18 protein-coding genes are annotated in these 19471 nt (G+C 59.5%); 7 read left to right on the top strand and 11 right to left on the bottom strand.

Annotation, left to right across the window (positions count from 1 at the left end; translation table 11 throughout):
• Positions 1-72: 72 nt before the first annotated feature.
• The 6 genes from purB to AC3IP0_RS18425 all read right to left on the bottom strand — a co-directional run bounded on the left by purB (position 73) and on the right by AC3IP0_RS18425 (position 6716).
• Entirely contained in the window at positions 73-1443 is a 1371-nt protein-coding gene (purB, locus tag AC3IP0_RS18450) for an adenylosuccinate lyase (protein ID WP_008053453.1), read from the bottom strand.
• A 124-nt stretch (positions 1444-1567) separates the two neighbouring features.
• Positions 1568-2191: a high frequency lysogenization protein HflD gene (gene hflD, locus AC3IP0_RS18445; RefSeq protein WP_008053455.1), complete on the bottom strand. Its 624-nt coding sequence runs from the start codon at positions 2189-2191 to the stop codon at positions 1568-1570.
• Complete coding sequence (gene mnmA, locus AC3IP0_RS18440; protein ID WP_116581356.1) at positions 2188-3321, bottom strand: tRNA 2-thiouridine(34) synthase MnmA; 1134 nt, start codon at positions 3319-3321, stop codon at positions 2188-2190. Before mnmA ends, hflD begins: the two co-directional genes overlap by 4 nt.
• Before the next feature lie 59 nt (positions 3322-3380).
• Positions 3381-3827, bottom strand: coding sequence for an NUDIX hydrolase (locus AC3IP0_RS18435; RefSeq protein WP_489316487.1), 447 nt, complete (start codon positions 3825-3827; stop codon positions 3381-3383).
• Between the two features lie 169 nt (positions 3828-3996).
• Positions 3997-6222, bottom strand: a complete 2226-nt coding sequence (locus tag AC3IP0_RS18430; RefSeq protein WP_489325569.1) for an NADP-dependent isocitrate dehydrogenase — start codon at positions 6220-6222, stop codon at positions 3997-3999.
• 326 nt (positions 6223-6548) lie between these two features.
• On the bottom strand, positions 6549-6716 hold the full coding sequence (locus tag AC3IP0_RS18425) for a hypothetical protein (protein ID WP_489316485.1): 168 nt from the start codon (positions 6714-6716) through the stop codon (positions 6549-6551).
• Between AC3IP0_RS18425 and icd the strand changes: the two genes are divergently transcribed.
• On the top strand, positions 6715-7971 hold the full coding sequence (icd, locus tag AC3IP0_RS18420) for an NADP-dependent isocitrate dehydrogenase (RefSeq protein WP_007972065.1): 1257 nt from the start codon (positions 6715-6717) through the stop codon (positions 7969-7971). The genes AC3IP0_RS18425 and icd overlap by 2 nt on opposite strands.
• Before the next feature lie 80 nt (positions 7972-8051).
• Here icd and cspD read toward each other — a convergent pair whose 3' ends face one another.
• A complete protein-coding gene (gene cspD / locus AC3IP0_RS18415) occupies positions 8052-8306 on the bottom strand; it encodes a cold shock domain-containing protein CspD (protein WP_489316484.1) in 255 nt (84 codons plus the stop codon).
• Between the two features lie 224 nt (positions 8307-8530).
• On the opposite strand from cspD, the gene clpS reads away from it, so the two are divergent.
• Together clpS and clpA are read left to right on the top strand one after the other, a co-directional pair.
• Positions 8531-8893: an ATP-dependent Clp protease adapter ClpS gene (gene clpS / locus AC3IP0_RS18410; protein WP_046032480.1), complete on the top strand. Its 363-nt coding sequence runs from the start codon at positions 8531-8533 to the stop codon at positions 8891-8893.
• A gap of 30 nt (positions 8894-8923) precedes the next feature.
• Positions 8924-11194, top strand: coding sequence for an ATP-dependent Clp protease ATP-binding subunit ClpA (clpA, locus tag AC3IP0_RS18405; protein ID WP_489316483.1), 2271 nt, complete (start codon positions 8924-8926; stop codon positions 11192-11194).
• Between the two features lie 205 nt (positions 11195-11399).
• On the opposite strand, the gene infA is transcribed toward clpA, so the two are convergent.
• From infA to trxB, 4 genes are all read right to left on the bottom strand, one after another.
• The gene (gene infA / locus AC3IP0_RS18400) at positions 11400-11618 is read right to left on the bottom strand and encodes a translation initiation factor IF-1 (RefSeq protein WP_002553999.1); all 219 of its coding nucleotides are present in this window, start codon (positions 11616-11618) and stop codon (positions 11400-11402) included.
• Between the two features lie 111 nt (positions 11619-11729).
• Positions 11730-12437, bottom strand: coding sequence for an arginyltransferase (locus AC3IP0_RS18395; protein ID WP_489316482.1), 708 nt, complete (start codon positions 12435-12437; stop codon positions 11730-11732).
• Between the two features lie 57 nt (positions 12438-12494).
• Positions 12495-13175, bottom strand: a complete 681-nt coding sequence (gene aat / locus AC3IP0_RS18390; protein ID WP_489316481.1) for a leucyl/phenylalanyl-tRNA--protein transferase — start codon at positions 13173-13175, stop codon at positions 12495-12497.
• Positions 13176-13237: 62 nt separating this feature from the next.
• Positions 13238-14197, bottom strand: coding sequence for a thioredoxin-disulfide reductase (gene trxB / locus AC3IP0_RS18385; protein ID WP_489316480.1), 960 nt, complete (start codon positions 14195-14197; stop codon positions 13238-13240).
• Positions 14198-14503: 306 nt separating this feature from the next.
• Here trxB and AC3IP0_RS18380 point away from each other — a divergent pair, with 306 nt between their 5' ends.
• From AC3IP0_RS18380 to crcB, 4 genes are all read left to right on the top strand, one after another.
• A complete protein-coding gene (locus AC3IP0_RS18380; RefSeq protein ID WP_489316479.1) occupies positions 14504-16915 on the top strand; it encodes a DNA translocase FtsK in 2412 nt (803 codons plus the stop codon).
• 66 nt (positions 16916-16981) lie between these two features.
• Positions 16982-17605: an outer membrane lipoprotein periplasmic chaperone LolA gene (lolA, locus tag AC3IP0_RS18375; RefSeq protein ID WP_489316478.1), complete on the top strand. Its 624-nt coding sequence runs from the start codon at positions 16982-16984 to the stop codon at positions 17603-17605.
• A 157-nt stretch (positions 17606-17762) separates the two neighbouring features.
• Positions 17763-19085 carry a replication-associated recombination protein A gene (locus tag AC3IP0_RS18370; RefSeq protein WP_489316477.1) on the top strand — a complete coding sequence of 441 codons (1323 nt, stop codon included), beginning with the start codon at positions 17763-17765 and terminating at the stop codon, positions 19083-19085.
• On the top strand, positions 19085-19459 hold the full coding sequence (gene crcB, locus AC3IP0_RS18365; RefSeq protein ID WP_489316476.1) for a fluoride efflux transporter CrcB: 375 nt from the start codon (positions 19085-19087) through the stop codon (positions 19457-19459). The genes AC3IP0_RS18370 and crcB overlap by 1 nt, the downstream gene beginning before the upstream one ends.
• The last annotated feature ends 12 nt before the right edge of the window (positions 19460-19471 follow it).

The raw sequence follows: 19471 nt of genomic DNA, 5'->3' as shown, positions 1-19471 counted from the left end.
AAAAATGCACTTTTCAGACGGGAATAAAAACGCCCGGCGCGGCCGGGCGTCTTAAAAGGGTCTTGCGGTCGATCAGATGCGCTTGGCTTGTTCTACAGCGTTGCCGATGTAGTTCGCCGGGGTGAGCAATTTCAGCTCGGCCTTGGCGGCGGCTGGCATGTCCAGGCCGTCGATGAAAGTCTGCAGCGCTTGCGGGCTGATGCCCTTGCCGCGGGTCAGTTCTTTGAGCTTTTCGTACGGGTTTTCGATGTTGTAGCGACGCATCACGGTCTGGATCGGCTCGGCCAGGACTTCCCAGCAGGCGTCCAGGTCAGCGGCAATCTTCTGCTCGTTGAGCTCAAGCTTGCTGATGCCCTTGAGGCTGGCTTCGTACGCGATCACGCTGTGGGCGAAGCCGACACCGAGGTTGCGCAGTACGGTGGAGTCGGTCAGGTCGCGCTGCCAGCGGGAGATCGGCAGTTTGCTCGCCAGGTGCTGGAACAGTGCGTTGGCGATACCCAGGTTGCCTTCGGAGTTTTCGAAGTCGATCGGGTTGACCTTGTGCGGCATGGTCGACGAACCGATTTCGCCAGCGATGGTGCGCTGCTTGAAATAACCCAGGGAGATATAGCCCCAGATGTCGCGGTCGAAGTCGATCAGGATGGTGTTGAAGCGGGCGATCGCGTCGAACAGCTCGGCAATGTAGTCGTGCGGTTCGATCTGCGTGGTGTACGGGTTGAAGCCCAGGCCCAGTTCGTCTTCGATGAAGGCGCGGGCGTTGGCTTCCCAGTCGATCTCAGGGTAGGCCGACAGGTGGGCGTTGTAGTTGCCGACAGCGCCGTTGATCTTGCCCAGCAGCGGAACGGCAGCGACTTGAGCGATCTGGCGCTCCAGACGGTAAACCACGTTCGCCAGTTCTTTGCCCAGGGTGGTCGGCGAGGCCGGCTGACCGTGGGTGCGCGACAGCATCGGCACGTCGGCGAAACGGATCGCCAGTTCGCGGATGGCGTTGGCGGTCTGGCGCATCAGCGGCAGCATCACGTCATCACGGCCTTCGCGCAGCATCAGGGCGTGGGACAGGTTGTTGATGTCCTCGCTGGTGCAGGCAAAGTGGATGAACTCGCTGACCTTGGCCAGTTCCGGCAGCTTGGCCGCTTGCTCTTTGAGCAGGTACTCGATGGCCTTGACGTCGTGGTTGGTGGTGCGCTCGATCTCTTTGACGCGCTCGGCGTGCTCCAGAGAGAAGTTTTCCGCCAGGGTGTTGAGCACAGCGTTGGCTTCGGCGGAGAACGCCGGTACTTCACTGATGGCAGGGTGAGCGGCCAGGCGCTGGAGCCAGCGCACTTCAACCAGAACGCGGGCACGGATCAGGCCGTACTCGCTGAAAATTGGGCGCAGGGCCTGGGTTTTGCCGGCGTAGCGGCCGTCAACAGGGGAAACCGCAGTGAGCGAAGAAAGCTGCATGGGGTGTTCTCGGACAGTCGGGCAACGAAATGGGGCGCGTATCATACATGAAAAAATCCACCGGTCCGTCGCCAACTGACCGGCGTATTACGCGTATTACTGAGTTCTGTTCTGTCGATGCGGGTTATTCGTTACGCATCAAGGGGTAAAGCTCTTTGAGCAATTTGCGGCGGCTGATCACCAGCTGCCAGCGATGACCGCCCAATTGCCGCCACAGGCGCGCCGAACGAATGCCGGCCAGCAGCAGGGCGCGGATTTTCGAGGCGTTGCTCGGTTGTTGCAGGTTGCGCATGTCGCCGTGCACCTGGATGCGTTGGCGCAGGGTGCTCAGGGTGTCCTGATACAGCGCGCCGCAGGCGGCGACCACGTTTTCGTGGGCCGGGCCGAAGTGTTCGACCTGGGACTGAATCTGCGGCAGGCGCTTGCCGATCACGTCGAGCATGTCGTTGCGCTTGGCCAGCTGACGCTCAAGGCCGAGCATGGCCAGGGCATAGCGCAGCGGTTCGCGCTGCAGGGCGCTCGGGTCGCGTTCGAGGGCGCCGATCAGCGCGCGGTAGCCTTCACGCAGGTTGATGTCGTCGCCGCCATAGACTTCCAGGGTGTCCTTGGGGTCGCGAATCAGCAGGCTGCCGAGCATGCAGGTCAGGCCGGCTTCGTTGGTCTGGCCGGTCTTGGCGATCCTGTCCACCAGCACCGCGGCGAGAAACACGCCGCCCAGTGCCGTCAGTTGCTCCTGAATCGGGTTCATAGGGCCTGGCCCTTGCTCGTCCACGGCTCGGCTACTTCAATCACGCCGCCGCCGAGGCAGATTTCACCGTCGTAGAACACCACGGACTGGCCTGGAGTGACTGCGCGTTGCGGGTCATCGAAGGTCGCGCGATAACCGGTGGCGGTTTTTTCCAGGGTGCACGGCTGGTCGCTCTGGCGATAACGAACCTTGGCGGTCAGCTTGCGTGGCTGGCTCAGGTCGATCGGGTTGACCCAGTAGATGTCGGAAGCGAGCAGGGCGCGGGAGAACAGCCACGGGTGATCATTGCCCTGGCCAACGATCAGCTCGTTGTGTTCCAGGTCCTTGATCAGCACGTACCACGGTTCATCGCTGGCATCTTTCAGGCCGCCAATACCCAGGCCCTGACGCTGACCGATGGTGTGATACATCAGGCCGTGGTGGCGGCCGATGATTTCACCTTCGGTGGTCTTGATCTCGCCCGGTTGCGCCGGCAGGTACTGCTTGAGGAAGTCGCTGAAGCGGCGTTCGCCGATAAAGCAGATCCCGGTGGAGTCCTTTTTCTTCGCGGTCGCCAGCTCGTACTTCTCGGCAATGGCGCGCACTTGCGGTTTTTCCAGTTCGCCGACCGGGAACAGGGTCTTGGCGATCTGTTCACCGCCGACGGCGTGCAGGAAGTAGCTCTGGTCCTTGTTCGGATCCAGGCCCTTGAGCAGTTCGGTGCGGCCATCAATGTCGCGGCGACGCACGTAGTGGCCGGTGGCGATCAGGTCGGCGCCGAGCACCATGGCGTAGTCGAGGAACGCCTTGAACTTGATCTCGCGGTTGCACAGGATGTCCGGGTTCGGCGTGCGTCCGGCCTTGTATTCGGCCAGGAAATGCTCGAACACGTTGTCCCAGTACTCGGCGGCGAAGTTGGCGGTGTGCAGCTTGATGCCAATCTTGTCGCACACGGCCTGGGCGTCCGCCAGGTCATCCATGGCGGTGCAGTATTCCGTTCCATCGTCTTCTTCCCAGTTCTTCATGAACAGGCCTTCCACCTCATAGCCCTGCTCGATCAGCAGGAGGGCGGAAACGGAAGAGTCCACGCCGCCGGACATGCCGACAATGACGCGCTTCTTTTGTGTGTCAGAAGGGGCTGGATCACGCATAGGGATTCAATGAGTGTCTTGAAAAAGGACGCGATTCTATCAGGCTCGGGCCTGCATGGCTAAAGAGAAGGACGGATCAATTCGAGGCCGAAGTGTTGGCCTGTCAGATAGTCGTCGATGCAGCGGATGATCAGCTCGCTGCGCCAGTTGTCGCGCTGCTCGATTAATTCCTCGCGGGTCAACCACTTGGCGCCGACGATGCCGTCGTCCAGTTGATAATCCGGGTGGTGTTTCAGTGGTTTTGCGATGAAGCAGACCCGCTGGTAGGTCACGCCGTTGCTCGGGGCGGTGTAGAGGTAAATGCCCACTACGCCGGTCGGTTCGACATCCCAGCCGGTTTCCTCGAGGGTTTCACGCACGGCGGCTTCGGTCAGGGTTTCGTTCGGGTCCAGATGACCGGCGGGCTGGTTGAGTACGTTGCGACCGGCCTTATGCTCTTCGACCATCAGGAAGCGGCCGTTGTCTTCGACGATGGTGGCGACGGTGATGTGGGGTTTCCAGTCCATCAGTTTTCCTCGGTAAGGTCTTCGGTGTATTCGGAATTGCCAAGATCGCAGCCTTCGGCAGCTCCTACAAGGATCGGTGTAGGAGCTGCCGAAGGCTGCGATCTTTTGATCGTCGCCAGAAACACAAACCCCGGCACAGGGCCGGGGTTTGTGATGTTCCCTTACAACCTTAAACCAGCGCAGCAACTGCCGCGTTGAAGGTTGCGCTTGGGCGCATGGCCTTGCTGATCAGCTCGGCATCGGCGTGGTAGTAACCGCCGATGTCCACTGGCTTGCCCTGAACGGCGTTGAGTTCGGCAACGATGGTCGCCTCGTTTTCGGTCAGGGTCTTGGCCAGGGTCGCGAACTGCGCTTGCAGTGCAGCGTCTTCGGTCTGGGCAGCCAGGGCCTGGGCCCAGTACAGCGCCAGGTAGAAGTGGCTGCCGCGGTTGTCGATGTTGCCGACTTTGCGCGATGGCGACTTGTTGTTGTCCAGGAACTGGCCGGTGGCCTGGTCCAGGGTCTTGGCCAGAACCAGCGCCTTGGGGTTGTTGTAGGTCACGCCCAGGTGTTCCAGGGACGCGGCCAGGGCCAGGAATTCACCCAGCGAATCCCAGCGCAGGAAGTTTTCTTCCAGCAGCTGCTGAACGTGCTTCGGAGCCGAACCGCCGGCGCCGGTTTCGAACAGGCCACCGCCGTTCATCAGCGGTACGATCGACAGCATCTTGGCGCTGGTGCCCAGTTCCATGATCGGGAACAGGTCAGTCAGGTAGTCGCGCAGTACGTTGCCGGTCACCGAAATGGTGTCCTTGCTGTCGCGGGTGCGCTGCAGGGTGTACTTCATCGCGTCGACCGGCGCCATGATCTGGATGTCCAGGCCGGCAGTGTCGTGATCCTTCAGGTAAGCCTGAACTTTCTCGATCACTACGCCGTCGTGGGCGCGCATCGGGTCCAGCCAGAAGATCGCCGGGGTCGCGCTTGCGCGAGCACGGTTGACGGCCAGTTTGACCCAGTCCTGGATCGGCGCGTCTTTGGTCTGGCACATGCGGAAGATGTCGCCGGCCTCGACAGCCTGTTCCATCAGCAGGGTGCCCTTGCTGTCGGTGACGCGAACAACGCCGTCAGCCTTGATCTGGAAAGTCTTGTCGTGGGAGCCGTACTCTTCGGCTTTCTTCGCCATCAGGCCAACGTTCGGCACGCTGCCCATGGTGGTCGGATCGAACGCACCGTTGGCTTTGCAATCTTCGATCGCAGCCTGGTAGATGGTGGCGTAGCAGCGATCCGGGATCACGGCCTTGGTGTCGTGCAGCTGGCCGTCGGTGCCCCACATCTTGCCGGAGTCACGGATCATCGCCGGCATCGAGGCGTCGACGATGACGTCGCTCGGCACGTGCAGGTTGGTGATGCCTTTGTCGGAGTTGACCATCGCCAGGGAAGGGCGAACGGCGTAGACCGCCTGGATGTCAGCTTCGATGGCCGCTTGCTGTTCAGCAGGCAGGGCCTTGATGCGAGCGTACAGGTCGCCGATGCCGTTGTTCAGGTTGAAGCCGATCTGTGCCAGCACGTCAGCGTGCTTGGCCAGTGCGTCTTTATAGAACTCGGCAACGATCTGGCCGAACATGATCGGGTCGGAGACCTTCATCATGGTGGCTTTCAAGTGAACCGACAGCAGCACGCCTTGTGCCTTGGCGTCTTCGATTTCGGCCGCGATGAAGCTGCGCAGGGCGTTTTTGCTCAGTACCGCGCAATCGAGGATCTCACCGGCTTGTACGCTGGTCTTTTCTTTCAGGACGGTGGCGGTGCCGTCTTGAGCGATCAGTTCGATCTTCACGGCGTCAGCGGCGTCGATCAGGGCGGCTTTTTCGCTGCCGTAGAAATCGCCGGTGCTCATGTGCGCGATGTGGGACTTGGAGTCCTTGGCCCAGGCGCCCATTTTGTGCGGGTGCTTGCGTGCGTAGTTCTTGACCGACAGCGGAGCGCGACGGTCGGAGTTGCCTTCACGCAGAACCGGGTTTACGGCGCTGCCCTTGATCTTGTCGTAGCGCGCCTTGGCTTCTTTGTCGGCGTCGCTGGTGACAGTCTCAGGGTAGTCCGGCAGTGCGAAGCCTTGAGCTTGCAGCTCTTTGATCGCGGCTTGCAGTTGCGGAACCGAGGCGCTGATGTTCGGCAATTTGATGATGTTGGCTTCAGGCGTAACGGCCAGGGCGCCCAGTTCGGCGAGGTGGTCGGCTACGGCTTTGTCACCCAGTTGCTCGGGGAAGCTGGCCAGGATGCGCCCTGCAAGAGAGATATCGCGGGTTTCAACGGCGATATCAGCCGAGGCGGTGAACGCCTCTACGATAGGCAACAGTGAATAGGTGGCGAGGGCAGGAGCTTCGTCGGTGAAGGTATAGATGATCTTCGAGCGGGTGGGCATATTCGGATTAACTCTCTCTTCTTTGCTAAAGCGTGCGCAGAAACTCGAGGGCGCCGGGTAAGCGCGTTCGTTCAAAGTCATCCATGAGCCGAATATCGAGGTTTCGTTGCTGTGATGTTGGGTGCATCAGTAGGGCGTCAAGTGGCCGGACTGCGATAACAGGCCGGCCTGCCAGGCGGAAAGTCTCGTCGTAGAGCACTTCAACCGTCGTGACCCTGTGGTCAGCGGCGGCATTATACATAGGTAGCTGGCAATCTGCCGATGGTTCATACGCAACGAATGTCGTCCATTGGTCTAAAGGTCGCAGGGGCAAGTCGGGCGTAGAGTCATTCGTCGTGCTTGGTTTTGGCACTTTTCCCTTTGCTTTCAGGCTTGTAGCGCACGAGTTGCAAGGCGTTGCGCCAGATCGATGGAACATAGGGTTTGCGCGCCGATTCAACTGGGTTACGCTCGAACCAAGCCAGATGTTCAATCCAATCAATGGAGTTCAGCATGGGTTACAAGAAGATTCAGGTTCCAGCCGTCGGCGACAAAATCACCGTCAATGCAGACCATTCTCTCAATGTTCCTAATAACCCGATCATCCCCTTCATCGAAGGCGACGGCATTGGTGTCGACATCAGCCCGGTCATGATCAAGGTTGTCGATGCTGCTGTTAAGAAGGCTTACGGTGGCGAGCGCAAGATTTCCTGGATGGAAGTGTACGCCGGGGAGAAAGCGACTCAGGTTTACGATCAGGACACCTGGCTGCCTCAGGAAACCCTGGACGCGGTCAAGGATTACGTGGTTTCCATCAAGGGCCCGCTGACCACCCCGGTCGGTGGCGGCATCCGCTCGCTCAACGTGGCCCTGCGTCAGCAACTCGACCTGTACGTCTGTCTGCGCCCGGTGCGCTGGTTCGAAGGCGTGCCTAGCCCGGTCAAGAAGCCAGGCGATGTCGACATGACCATCTTCCGCGAGAACTCCGAAGACATCTACGCCGGCATTGAGTGGAAGGCCGGTACGCCGGAAGCCACCAAGGTCATCAAGTTCCTGAAAGAAGAAATGGGCGTTACCAAGATCCGTTTCGACGAGAACTGCGGTATCGGCGTCAAGCCGGTGTCCCTGCAAGGCACCAAGCGCCTGGCGCGCAAGGCCCTGCAATATGTGGTCGACAACGATCGCGATTCGCTGACCATCGTGCACAAAGGCAACATCATGAAGTTCACCGAAGGTGCCTTCAAGGAATGGGCCTACGAAGTGGCGGCTGAAGAGTTCGGCGCGACCCTGCTCGACGGCGGTCCGTGGATGCAGTTCAAGAACCCGAAAACCGGCAAGAACGTCATCGTCAAGGATGCCATCGCCGACGCCATGCTCCAGCAGATCCTGCTGCGCCCGGCCGAGTACGATGTGATCGCGACCCTGAACCTGAACGGCGACTACCTCTCCGACGCCCTGGCGGCTGAAGTGGGCGGTATCGGTATTGCGCCAGGTGCCAACCTGTCCGACACCGTGGCCATGTTCGAAGCCACCCACGGTACGGCACCGAAGTACGCCGGCAAGGACCAGGTCAACCCGGGTTCGCTGATCCTGTCCGCTGAAATGATGCTGCGCCACATGGGCTGGACCGAAGCGGCCGACCTGATCATCAAGGGCACCAACGGCGCGATTTCCGCCAAGACCGTGACCTATGACTTCGAGCGCCTGATGGAAGGCGCCAAGCTGGTGTCGTCTTCCGGCTTCGGCGATGCGCTGATCTCGCACATGTAAGAAAACGCAGGCACACAAAAACCGCCTGATTCAAGAATTTGAGTCAGGCGGTTTTTTTATGACTGGTTGACGCTGCGGTGTTAAACCGCAACGGTATCTTCAGTTGTGGGTGTCGTGGCTTTCGAGGTATCTACCGGGTTACCGATGTTGACCGCGTGCAGGCCTTTGGGGCCCTGGATGATATCGAATACGACAGCTTGCCCGGCTTTCAGGGTTTTATAACCATCCATTTTAATGGCTGAGTAGTGGGCAAACAGATCTTCTGTCTTGCCTTCCTCGTTGATGAATCCGTAACCCTTGGCATTGTTGAACCACTTCACCTTGCCGACAGCCATACCCAACTCCCTCTGCAACAGACTCCATCACTGGAGTATCATCCAGTACATCCGCAGTCGAATCTGTAAATAAGATTGACTCCGCGGACCTTTTTTACCCACTGTGGGCTCTATTGGTTGTAACACCCTTTTGCCGATAGTCAAGCTGACCCGGCAGTCGGAGTTGAAATCGCTGATAGCCGCCCCCACCACTGTATTTGAACAACTGACGAACCTTTCTTTCCATGCATGCAATCAGCCAGATTCGACTAACATTCAATCAGGATCGCCCTGATTCACACGACGACGATTCCGCAGGCATTGCTGTTCAGGAGGCAAAGCCTGCACTTCAGGCGCCGCCGATGTACAAGGTGGTTTTGTTCAATGATGACTACACACCGATGGATTTCGTCGTCGAAGTGCTCGAGGTGTTTTTTAACCTGAATCGCGAGCTGGCGACCAAGGTCATGCTGGCCGTTCATACAGAAGGACGGGCAGTATGTGGAGTGTTTACCCGCGACATCGCGGAGACCAAGGCCATGCAGGTCAACCAGTACGCCAGGGAAAGCCAGCATCCGCTACTCTGTGAAATCGAGAAGGACGGTTAATCGCCGACCACTTGGGTATGAGGTGAAGCTATGTTAAACCGCGAGCTCGAAGTCACCCTCAATCTTGCCTTCAAGGAAGCTCGTTCGAAGCGTCATGAGTTCATGACCGTCGAACACCTCTTGCTGGCCCTATTGGACAATGAGGCTGCCGCCACCGTTTTGCGTGCCTGCGGCGCGAACCTCGACAAACTCAAGCATGATCTGCAGGAGTTCATCGACTCCACCACGCCATTGATCCCCGTGCATGACGAGGATCGCGAAACCCAACCAACCCTGGGCTTCCAGCGTGTCCTGCAGCGTGCTGTGTTTCACGTACAGAGCTCGGGCAAACGCGAAGTGACTGGCGCCAACGTGCTGGTCGCGATCTTCAGTGAGCAAGAGAGTCAGGCAGTGTTCCTGCTGAAACAGCAGAGCGTTGCCCGTATCGATGTCGTCAATTACATCGCCCACGGCATTTCCAAGGTGCCAGGGCACGGCGATCACTCTGAGGGTGAGCAAGATATGCAGGACGACGAGGGCGGTGAGTCTTCTTCTTCAGGCAATCCACTGGATGCTTATGCCAGCAACCTTAATGAACTCGCACGCCAGGGTCGTATCGATCCGTTGGTAGGTCGTGAGCTGGAAGTCGAGCGCGTCGCGCAGATCCTGGCGCGTCGTCGCAAAAACAATCCGCTGCTGGTGGGCGAGGCAGGCGTGGGTAAAACCGCGATTGCCGAAGGCCTGGCCAAGCGCATTGTCGACAACCAGGTGCCGGACCTGCTGGCCAACAGCGTGGTTTACTCCCTCGATCTGGGCGCCTTGCTGGCTGGTACCAAGTACCGTGGCGATTTCGAGAAGCGCTTCAAGGCGTTGCTCAATGAGCTGAAAAAACGTCCGCAGGCGATCCTGTTCATCGACGAGATCCACACCATCATTGGTGCGGGTGCCGCGTCCGGTGGCGTCATGGATGCCTCGAACCTGCTCAAGCCGCTGCTGTCGTCCGGTGATATCCGCTGCATCGGTTCCACAACGTTCCAGGAGTTTCGCGGGATCTTCGAGAAGGACCGTGCCTTGGCCCGGCGCTTCCAGAAGGTCGATGTGTCGGAGCCTTCGGTGGAAGACACCATTGGCATTCTGCGCGGCCTGAAAGGGCGTTTCGAAAGCCATCACAATATCGAATACAGCGATGAAGCCCTGCGTGCGGCTGCCGAACTGGCTTCGCGTTACATCAATGATCGACACATGCCGGACAAGGCCATCGACGTCATCGACGAGGCGGGTGCCTACCAGCGCCTGCAACCGGTCGAGAAGCGTGTGAAGCGCATCGAAGTGCCGCAAGTCGAGGACATCGTCGCGAAAATCGCGCGCATTCCGCCAAAACACGTCACCAGTTCCGACAAGGAACTGCTGCGTAACCTCGAGCGTGACCTGAAGTTGACCGTGTTCGGTCAGGATGCCGCGATCGACTCCCTGGCAACCGCGATCAAGCTGTCCCGTGCCGGCCTCAAGTCCCCTGACAAGCCTGTCGGTTCGTTCCTGTTCGCAGGGCCTACCGGTGTCGGTAAAACCGAGGCGGCGCGTCAGTTGGCCAAGGCCCTGGGTGTCGAGCTGATTCGTTTCGACATGTCCGAGTACATGGAGCGCCACACCGTATCGCGACTGATCGGTGCGCCTCCGGGTTATGTCGGATTCGATCAGGGCGGTCTGCTGACCGAAGCCATCACCAAGCAGCCTCACTGCGTGCTGTTGCTCGATGAGATCGAGAAGGCGCATCCGGAAGTCTTCAACCTGCTGCTGCAGGTGATGGACCACGGTACGTTGACCGATAACAACGGGCGCAAGGCGGATTTCCGTAACGTGATCGTCATCATGACGACCAACGCCGGTGCCGAAACCGCAGCCCGCGCTTCGATCGGTTTCACCTATCAGGATCACTCGTCCGATGCGATGGAAGTGATCAAGAAGAGCTTCACGCCGGAATTCCGCAATCGTCTGGACACCATCATCCAGTTTGGTCGCCTCAGTCATGAGGTCATCAAGAGCGTGGTGGACAAGTTCCTTACCGAGCTTCAGGCGCAACTGGAAGACAAGCGTGTATTGCTTGAAGTCACCGATGCAGCCCGCAACTGGCTGGCCGAAAGTGGCTACGACGCGGCGATGGGTGCTCGCCCAATGGCTCGCCTGATCCAGGACAAGATCAAGCGTCCGCTGGCGGAGGAGATTCTCTTTGGCGAACTGGCCGAGCATGGCGGTGTGGTACACATCGACATCAAGGACGGCGAGCTGACCTTCGAGTTCGAGACCACGGCCGAGATGGCCTGACGTTCAGAAGCAAAACAAAAAGGCGCCGAGAGGCGCCTTTTTGTTTTCTGTAGGAGCTGCCGAAGGCTGCGATCTTTTGATTTTGTTTTTAAGATCAAAAGATCGCAGCCTTCGGCAGCTCCTACAGAGGCGGTGTTTCTGTGGGTATCAAATCGCAGGCAAACAAAAACGCCCGGCATAAGCCGGGCGTCTTGTATTGACTTGATTAGCGAGCGCGGTAAGTGATGCGCCCTTTGCTCAAGTCATAGGGAGTCAGCTCTACGCGCACTTTGTCGCCGGTAAGAATACGGATGTAGTTCTTGCGCATCTTGCCGGAGATGTGCGCGGTTACGACGTGCCCATTTTCCAACTCCACACGAAACATGGTGTTGGGCAGGGTGTCGACGACAGTGCCTTCCATTTCGAAGCTGTCTTCTTTCGACATGCAGTAAAGCCCTCGGTGTCCAATGAATGGCCCGGTGCAACTGCGCCAGGCAAAAGCGGCGTGCATTGTGCCCGAAAAGTGGGGTTTAAGCCAAGGGGTTTAGGGCCGGCTCTAGTTTAGAACCACCCAGCGCTGATTAATCAGCAACTCAATAGGGCGATATTGAGTCTTGTAGTTCATTTTTTTGCAGTTTTTGATCCAGTAGCCGAGGTAGACCGCATCCAGCCCCAGCCGCCTGGCCTCGGCGATTTGCCAGAGGATTGCGTAGCGCCCAAGGCTGCGGCGCTCTTCGGCCGGTTCGTAGAAGGTGTAGACCGCCGAAAGACCGTTCGGCAGTAAATCGGTGACGGCGACGGCCAGCAGCCGGCCGTTCAGGCGGAACTCGTAAAATCGTGAAAACGGCAGGTCCCGCACCAGGAATGTCGAAAACTGGTCGCGACTCGGCGGGTACATGTCGCCATCGGCGTGACGCTGTTCGATATAGCGCTGGTAAAGGTCGAAGTACTCTTCGTTGAAGCCGGGCCTGGCCGGGCGCACCTGCAAATCCGTGTTGCGCTTGAAGATGCGTTTCTGTTGCCGGTTGGGCGTGAACTGCCCCACGGGAATGCGCGCCGGAACGCACGCATTGCAATTCTGGCAATGCGGCCGATAGAGATGATCGCCACTGCGACGAAACCCCATCTCCGACAGGTCTGCATAGACATGCACATCCATGGGCTGGCTAGGGTCGAGGAACAGGGTTGTGGCCTGCTCATCGGGCAGATAACTGCAAGAGTGCGGCTGAGTGGCATAGAACTTCAAACGCGCCAACTCGGTCATGATCAACCCTCGGGATAATGCTTTTGAATAAGTGTAAGCCACCTGCGCAAATGTCGCTCAGCAAACCCAGGTGGCGGTGTTGGGTTGGTCCAGGTGCCTGGCCAGATAGCTCGCAAATTCACGGCGGGGAATGGCTCGGGCGCCCAGACTGTGCAAGTGATCCGTGGGCATCTGGCAATCGATCAGCACGAAGCCTGAGTCTTTCAGATGCCGCACCAGTGTGGCAAAGCCGAATTTCGAGGCGTTGTCAGCGAGGCTGAACATGGACTCGCCGAAAAACAACTGGCCCATTGCCAGGCCATACAATCCGCCGACCAGTTCATTCCCGTCCCACACTTCCACCGAGTGCGCGTGTCCGCGTCTGTGCAGTTCGATGTAGGCGTCCTGCATGGCCTCGGTGATCCAGGTGCCATCTGCGTAATCCCGGGGCGCGGCACAGGCACGGATGACGGCCGCAAAGTCCTGGTCAAGGGTCACTTGATAGCGTTGCTGGCGCAGCAGTTTGCTCAGGCTGCGCGAGACGTGCAATTCGTCGGGAAACAGAACCGTGCGCGGGTCCGGAGACCACCAGAGGATCGGCTGGCCTTCGGAAAACCATGGGAAGCAGCCGTGGCGATAAGCCGAGATCAGCCGATCGGCGGACAGATCGCCACCGGCAGCCAGCAGCCCGTTGGGGTCGCGCATGGCCTTTTCCAGCGGTGGGAAATGCAAGGTATTGCGTTGTAACCAAGTCAGCATGGCATCCGGGCTTGCAGAAGGGGAGGGCAGTGGCGGGTGTTGGCCCGCCATAAAGTTTGCCTTTAAACGGCAGGAATGTCGTCGAGGTATTTTTCAGCGTCCAGCGCCGCCATGCAACCGGCCCCGGCAGACGTAACGGCCTGGCGATAAACGTGGTCGGCCACGTCACCGGCGGCAAACACTCCGACAATCGCCGTAGCGGTGGCATCGCCTTCGCTGCCACCCTTGACCAGCAGATACCCGTCGCGCATTTCCAGTTGGCCCGTGAACAGGTCGGTGTTGGGTTTATGGCCGATGGCGATAAACACCCCGGCCAAAGGCAGCTCTTTGGTTTCACCCGTTTGGCTGTCCCGCAGGCGGGCGCCGGTCACGCCGCTGGCATTGCCGAGCACTTCGTCCAGATTCTGGTTCCAGTGCAGGCGGACATTGCCGTTGGCGGCTTTTTCGAAAAGTTTGTCCTGGAGGATCTTCTCCGAGCGCAGTTTGTCGCGCCGATGGATCAGGTGCACTTCCTTGGCGATGTTCGACAGGTACAAGGCTTCCTCGACCGCCGTATTGCCGCCGCCGACCACTGCAACCACCTGATTGCGATAGAAAAACCCATCACAGGTCGCGCACGCCGACACCCCTTTGCCGGCAAACGCTTCCTCCGACGGCAGACCCAGGTATTGCGCGGAGGCGCCGGTGGCAATGATCAACGCGTCGCAGGTATAGGTGCCGCCATCGCCGATCAGCTCGAACGGCCGTTGTTGCAACTTGGCGGTGTGGATGTGGTCGTAAACGATCTCGGTGGCAAAGCGTTCGGCGTGTTTTTGCATGCGATCCATCAGCACCGGTCCGGTCAGGCCTTCGACGTCCCCTGGCCAGTTATCCACTTCGACGGTGGTGGTGAGCTGGCCACCTGCCTGGATGCCGGTAATGACAACGGGCTTGAGGTTGGCGCGGGCGGCATAAACGGCCGCGCTGTAACCGGCGGGGCCGGAGCCCAGGATAATCAGGCGTGAATGCTTCGCTTCGCTCATAAAAACACCTCATAAGCCTTTGTCACAAAAGAGAATGCATGCTCAAATTGAACAGCATGTCATGTGCTGTTGACTATGCTACACCCAAGGGTCTCAAGCATGGCGTCGTGCGTACAAACCCGTACAATGCCCTGCGTGTTACATATATTCAGTGCGCGCCATGTTTATAAAAACCGGGGCGCAGTGTTAAAAGTAGTCCCGGTAACGCGTGTTAACTCTTTTACCTGCCTGGATTGGGCAGTTTTTCGGCAGTTTTTATAGTCATTCAACAGATGGACGCGCCCATGGCGCAGGAATAGAAGCGTTTTGAAGAAATCCACCGCAGCACCTAAACCAGCCGTCGTACCGCTCTGGCGCCAGCACTTGCACTACCGACTCAAGGAAGGTGCGCTGATCGCCATCGGTGCCTTGTGCCTGTTCCTGATGATGGCCTTGTTGACCTACGGCAAGGACGATCCGGGCTGGAGTCATAACAGCAAGATCGACGACGTGCAGAACTTCGGCGGGCCAGCGGGCTCCTACAGCGCCGATATCCTGTTCATGGTGCTGGGTTACTTCGCCTACATCTTCCCGTTGCTGCTGGCCATCAAGGCGTACCAGATCTTCCGCCAGCGCCACGAACCGTGGCAGTGGAGCGGCTGGCTGTTCTCCTGGCGCCTGATCGGCCTGGTGTTTCTGGTGCTGTCGGGCGCCGCTCTGGCCCATATCCATTTTCATGCCGCGACCGGTCTGCCGGCCGGTGCGGGCGGTGCGCTGGGGGAAAGCCTCGGCGAACTGGCCAGGAACGCCCTGAATATCCAGGGCAGCACGTTGTTGTTCATTGCCTTGTTCCTGTTCGGCCTGACCGTGTTTACCGACCTGTCGTGGTTCAAGGTGATGGACATCACCGGCAAGATCACCCTCGACCTGTTCGAGCTGTTCCAGGGCGCCGCCAATCGCTGGTGGGCGGCCCGTACCGAGCGCAAGCAACTGGTTGCCCAGTTGCGTGAAGTCGATAACCGTATGGATGAAGTGGTCGCGCCGAGCGTCACCGACAAGCGCGAGCAGGCCAAGGTCAAGGAGCGCCTGATCGAACGTGAGCAAGCCCTGAGCAAGCACATGTCCGAGCGCGAGAAGCAGGTGCCGCCGGTGATTGCGCCCGCGCCGCCAAAGCCCGCCGCACCGAGCAAACGCGTCGAGAAAGAGAAGCAGGCGCCGCTGTTCGTCGACAGCGCCGTGGAAGGCACCTTGCCGCCGATTTCGATTCTCGACCCGGCGGAAAAGAAACAACTCAATTACTCGCCTGAATCCCTGGCTGCGGTCGGCCACTTGCTGGAAATCAAGCTCAAGGAATTCGGCGTTGAGGTCGCAGTGGATTCGATCCACCCGGGCCCGGTGATCACCCGTTACGAAATCCAGCCGGCGGCCGGGGTAAAAGTCAGCCGAATCTCCAACCTGGCCAAAGACCTGGCCCGTTCCCTGGCCGTGACCAGCGTGCGCGTGGTGGAAGTGATTCCGGGCAAGACCACGGTCGGTATCGAGATTCCCAACGAAGATCGGCAGATCGTGCGTTTCTCCGAGGTGTTGTCGACTCCGGAGTACGACAACTTCAAATCCCCGGTCACCCTGGCCCTTGGCCATGACATCGGCGGCAAGCCGGTCATCACCGACCTTGCGAAAATGCCGCACTTGCTGGTCGCCGGTACCACCGGTTCCGGTAAGTCGGTGGGTGTGAACGCGATGATCCTGTCGATCCTGTTCAAGTCTGGCCCGGAAGACGCCAAGCTGATCATGATCGACCCGAAAATGCTCGAACTGTCGATCTACGAAGGCATTCCGCACCTGCTGTGCCCGGTTGTCACCGACATGAAGGACGCCGCCAACGCCCTGCGCTGGAGCGTTGCCGAGATGGAGCGACGCTACAAGTTGATGGCCAAGATGGGGGTGCGAAACCTGTCGGGCTTCAACGCCAAGGTCAAGGAAGCCCAGGACGCCGGCGAGCCGTTGAGCGATCCGCTGTACAAGCGCGAAAGCATCCACGACGAAGCGCCACTGCTGCAGAAGCTGCCGACCATCGTGGTCGTAGTCGACGAATTCGCCGACATGATGATGATCGTCGGCAAGAAGGTTGAAGAACTGATCGCCCGTATCGCGCAAAAGGCTCGTGCGGCCGGTATCCACTTGATCCTTGCGACCCAGCGTCCGTCGGTGGATGTGATCACCGGTCTGATCAAGGCCAACATCCCGACCCGCATGGCGTTCCAGGTATCGAGCAAGATCGACTCCCGGACCATCATCGACCAGGGCGGCGCCGAACAACTGCTGGGTCACGGTGACATGCTCTACATGCCGCCGGGTACCAGCCTGCCGATTCGCGTTCACGGTGCTTTCGTGTCCGACGAAGAGGTGCACCGCGTGGTGGAAGCCTGGAAGCTGCGGGGCGCGCCGGAATACAACGACGACATCCTCAATGGCGTCGAAGAGGCGGGCAGCGGCTTTGAAGGCAGCAGCGGTGGCGGCGACGGTGACGATCCCGAGGCCGACGCGTTGTATGACGAAGCGGTCCAGTTCGTGCTGGAAAGCCGTCGCGCCTCCATTTCCGCGGTACAGCGCAAACTGAAGATCGGCTACAACCGCGCCGCGCGCATGATCGAAGCCATGGAAATGGCCGGGGTCGTGACGTCCATGAACACCAACGGTTCGCGTGAAGTCCTGGCCCCGGGCCCGGTGCGCGACTGACCCGAGTATGAAAAGGGTGGTGCCTTTGGCGCCGCCCGCACTCCCACGAATGTTATGAGGACTCCCATGCGTCTGATCCGCATGCTGTTGCTGCCGGTACTGGCCTTGACCACGCTCCAGGCTAACGCCGATGACAAGGACGTGGCACGCCTGACCCAACTGCTGGAAAAATCCCAGACCCTGACTGCACGTTTCTCGCAACTGACCCTCGATGGCACCGGCACCCGGTTGCAGGAAACCGCCGGTGAGATGTCGCTGCAGCGTCCGGGTCTGTTCTACTGGCACACCGATGCGCCGGCCGAACAGACCATGATCTCCGATGGCAAGAAAGTCACCCTGTGGGACCCGGACCTGGAACAAGCCACCATCAAGAACCTCGACCAGCGCCTGACCCAGACCCCGGCCTTGCTGTTGTCCGGTGACGTGTCCAAGATCAGCCAGAGCTTCGACATCAGTGCCAAGGAAGCCGGCGGCGTGATCGACTTCACCCTCAAGCCGAAGACCAAGGACACCCTGTTCGACAGCCTGCGCCTGTCGTTCCGCAATGGCCTGGTCAATGATATGCAACTGATCGACAGCGTCGGCCAACGCACCAATATCCTGTTCACCGGGGTGAAGGCCAACGTGCCGATCCCGGCTTCCAAGTTCAAGTTCGACATCCCTAAAGGGGCTGACGTAATTCAGGAATAAGACACATAACCTGTGGGAGCGAGCTTGCTCGCGATAGCGGCGGGTCAGTCAGCATTTATGTTGAATGCAATGCCGCCATCGTCGGAACGCCGCCCGGAGCAAGCTCGCTCCCACAGGGGGTTAAAGTGTTAAGTAGAGTGAGGTTTTGTAGGTAGCCATGGACCTGTTTCGCAGCGCCCCGATCTCTCAGCCCTTGGCCGCCCGCCTGCGTGCGGCCAATCTGGACGAGTACGTCGGTCAGGAGCACGTGCTCGCTCGCGGCAAGCCCCTGCGCGAAGCGCTGGAGCAGGGTGCCCTGCATTCGATGATTTTCTGGGGCCCGCCGGGCGTGGGCAAAACCACCCTGGCGCGATTGCTTGCGGAAGTCTCGGATGCGCACTTCGAAACGGTCTCGGCGGTGCTGGCCGGGGTCAAGGAGATCCGCCAGTCGGTGGAAATCGCCAAGCAGCAGGCCGCGCAGTATGGCCGCCGCACCATCCTGTTCGTCGACGAAGTGCATCGTTTCAACAAGTCCCAACAGGATGCGTTCCTGCCCTATGTCGAGGACGGCACGCTGATTTTCATCGGCGCGACCACGGAAAACCCCTCGTTCGAACTCAACAACGCCTTGCTCTCCCGGGCACGGGTCTATGTGCTCAAAAGCCTCGACGAAGCGGCCCTGCGCAAACTGGTGCACCGCGCGCTGACCGAAGAGCGCGGCCTGGGCAAGCGCAACCTGACCCTCAGCGACGAAGGTTTCCAGATGCTGTTGTCGGCCGCCGATGGCGATGGCCGGCGCCTGCTCAACCTGCTGGAAAACGCCTCGGACCTGGCGGAAGACAACAGCGAAATCGGCACCGAACTCCTGCAAAGCCTGCTCGGTGACACCCGCCGTCGGTTCGACAAGGGCGGCGAGGCGTTCTACGACCAGATCTCCGCGCTGCATAAATCGGTGCGCGGCTCCAACCCCGACGGAGCCTTGTATTGGTTCGCACGGATGATCGACGGCGGTTGCGACCCCTTGTACCTGGCCCGGCGCGTGGTGCGCATGGCCAGCGAAGACATCGGCAATGCCGACCCGCGTGCCCTGAGCCTGTGCCTGGCGGCCTGGGAAGTGCAGGAGCGCCTGGGCAGCCCAGAAGGCGAGCTGGCGGTGGCCCAGGCCATCACCTATCTGGCTTGTGCACCAAAGAGCAATGCAGTGTACATGGGCTTCAAGACCGCACTGCGCGCCGCCGCCGAGCACGGCTCGCTGGAAGTGCCGCTGCACCTGCGCAACGCGCCGACCAAGCTTATGAAGCAGCTGGGTTACGGCGATGAATACCGTTATGCCCACGATGAGCCGGACGCCTATGCCGCTGGCGAAGACTATTTCCCGGAAGAACTCGACCCGATCCCGTTCTACCAGCCCGTGCCCCGTGGCCTGGAATTGAAGATCGGCGAAAAACTCAATCACCTGGCGAAACTCGACCGTTTAAGCCCAAGGCAGCGGAGAAAATAGTGCTTCCCTTGATCGTTGCGGTTTCCGTCGGCGGGATGGCCGGCACTCTGTTGCGCTTCGCCACGGGCAACTGGATCAACGCGAATTGGCCGCGGCACTTCTATACCGCGACGCTGGCCGTTAATATCGTGGGCTGTTTGCTGATCGGCGTTCTATACGGTCTGTTTTTGCTACGCCCGGAGGTGCCCATCGAGGTGCGTGCCGGGTTGATCGTCGGCTTCCTCGGGGGGCTGACGACTTTTTCATCCTTTTCACTGGATACGGTGCGCCTGCTGGAAAGCGGGCAAGTGCCGCTGGCCCTGGGCTATGCGGCGCTCAGCGTATTCGGCGGGCTGCTTGCCACCTGGGCCGGCCTGTCCTTGACCAAACTTTGATAAACGAGAAAC

It is taken from the genome of Pseudomonas sp. GL_103 (assembly GCF_057835175.1).
The sequence above is the reverse complement of the archived record's forward strand: the minus strand, read 5'-3'. Positions and strand labels throughout refer to the sequence as shown.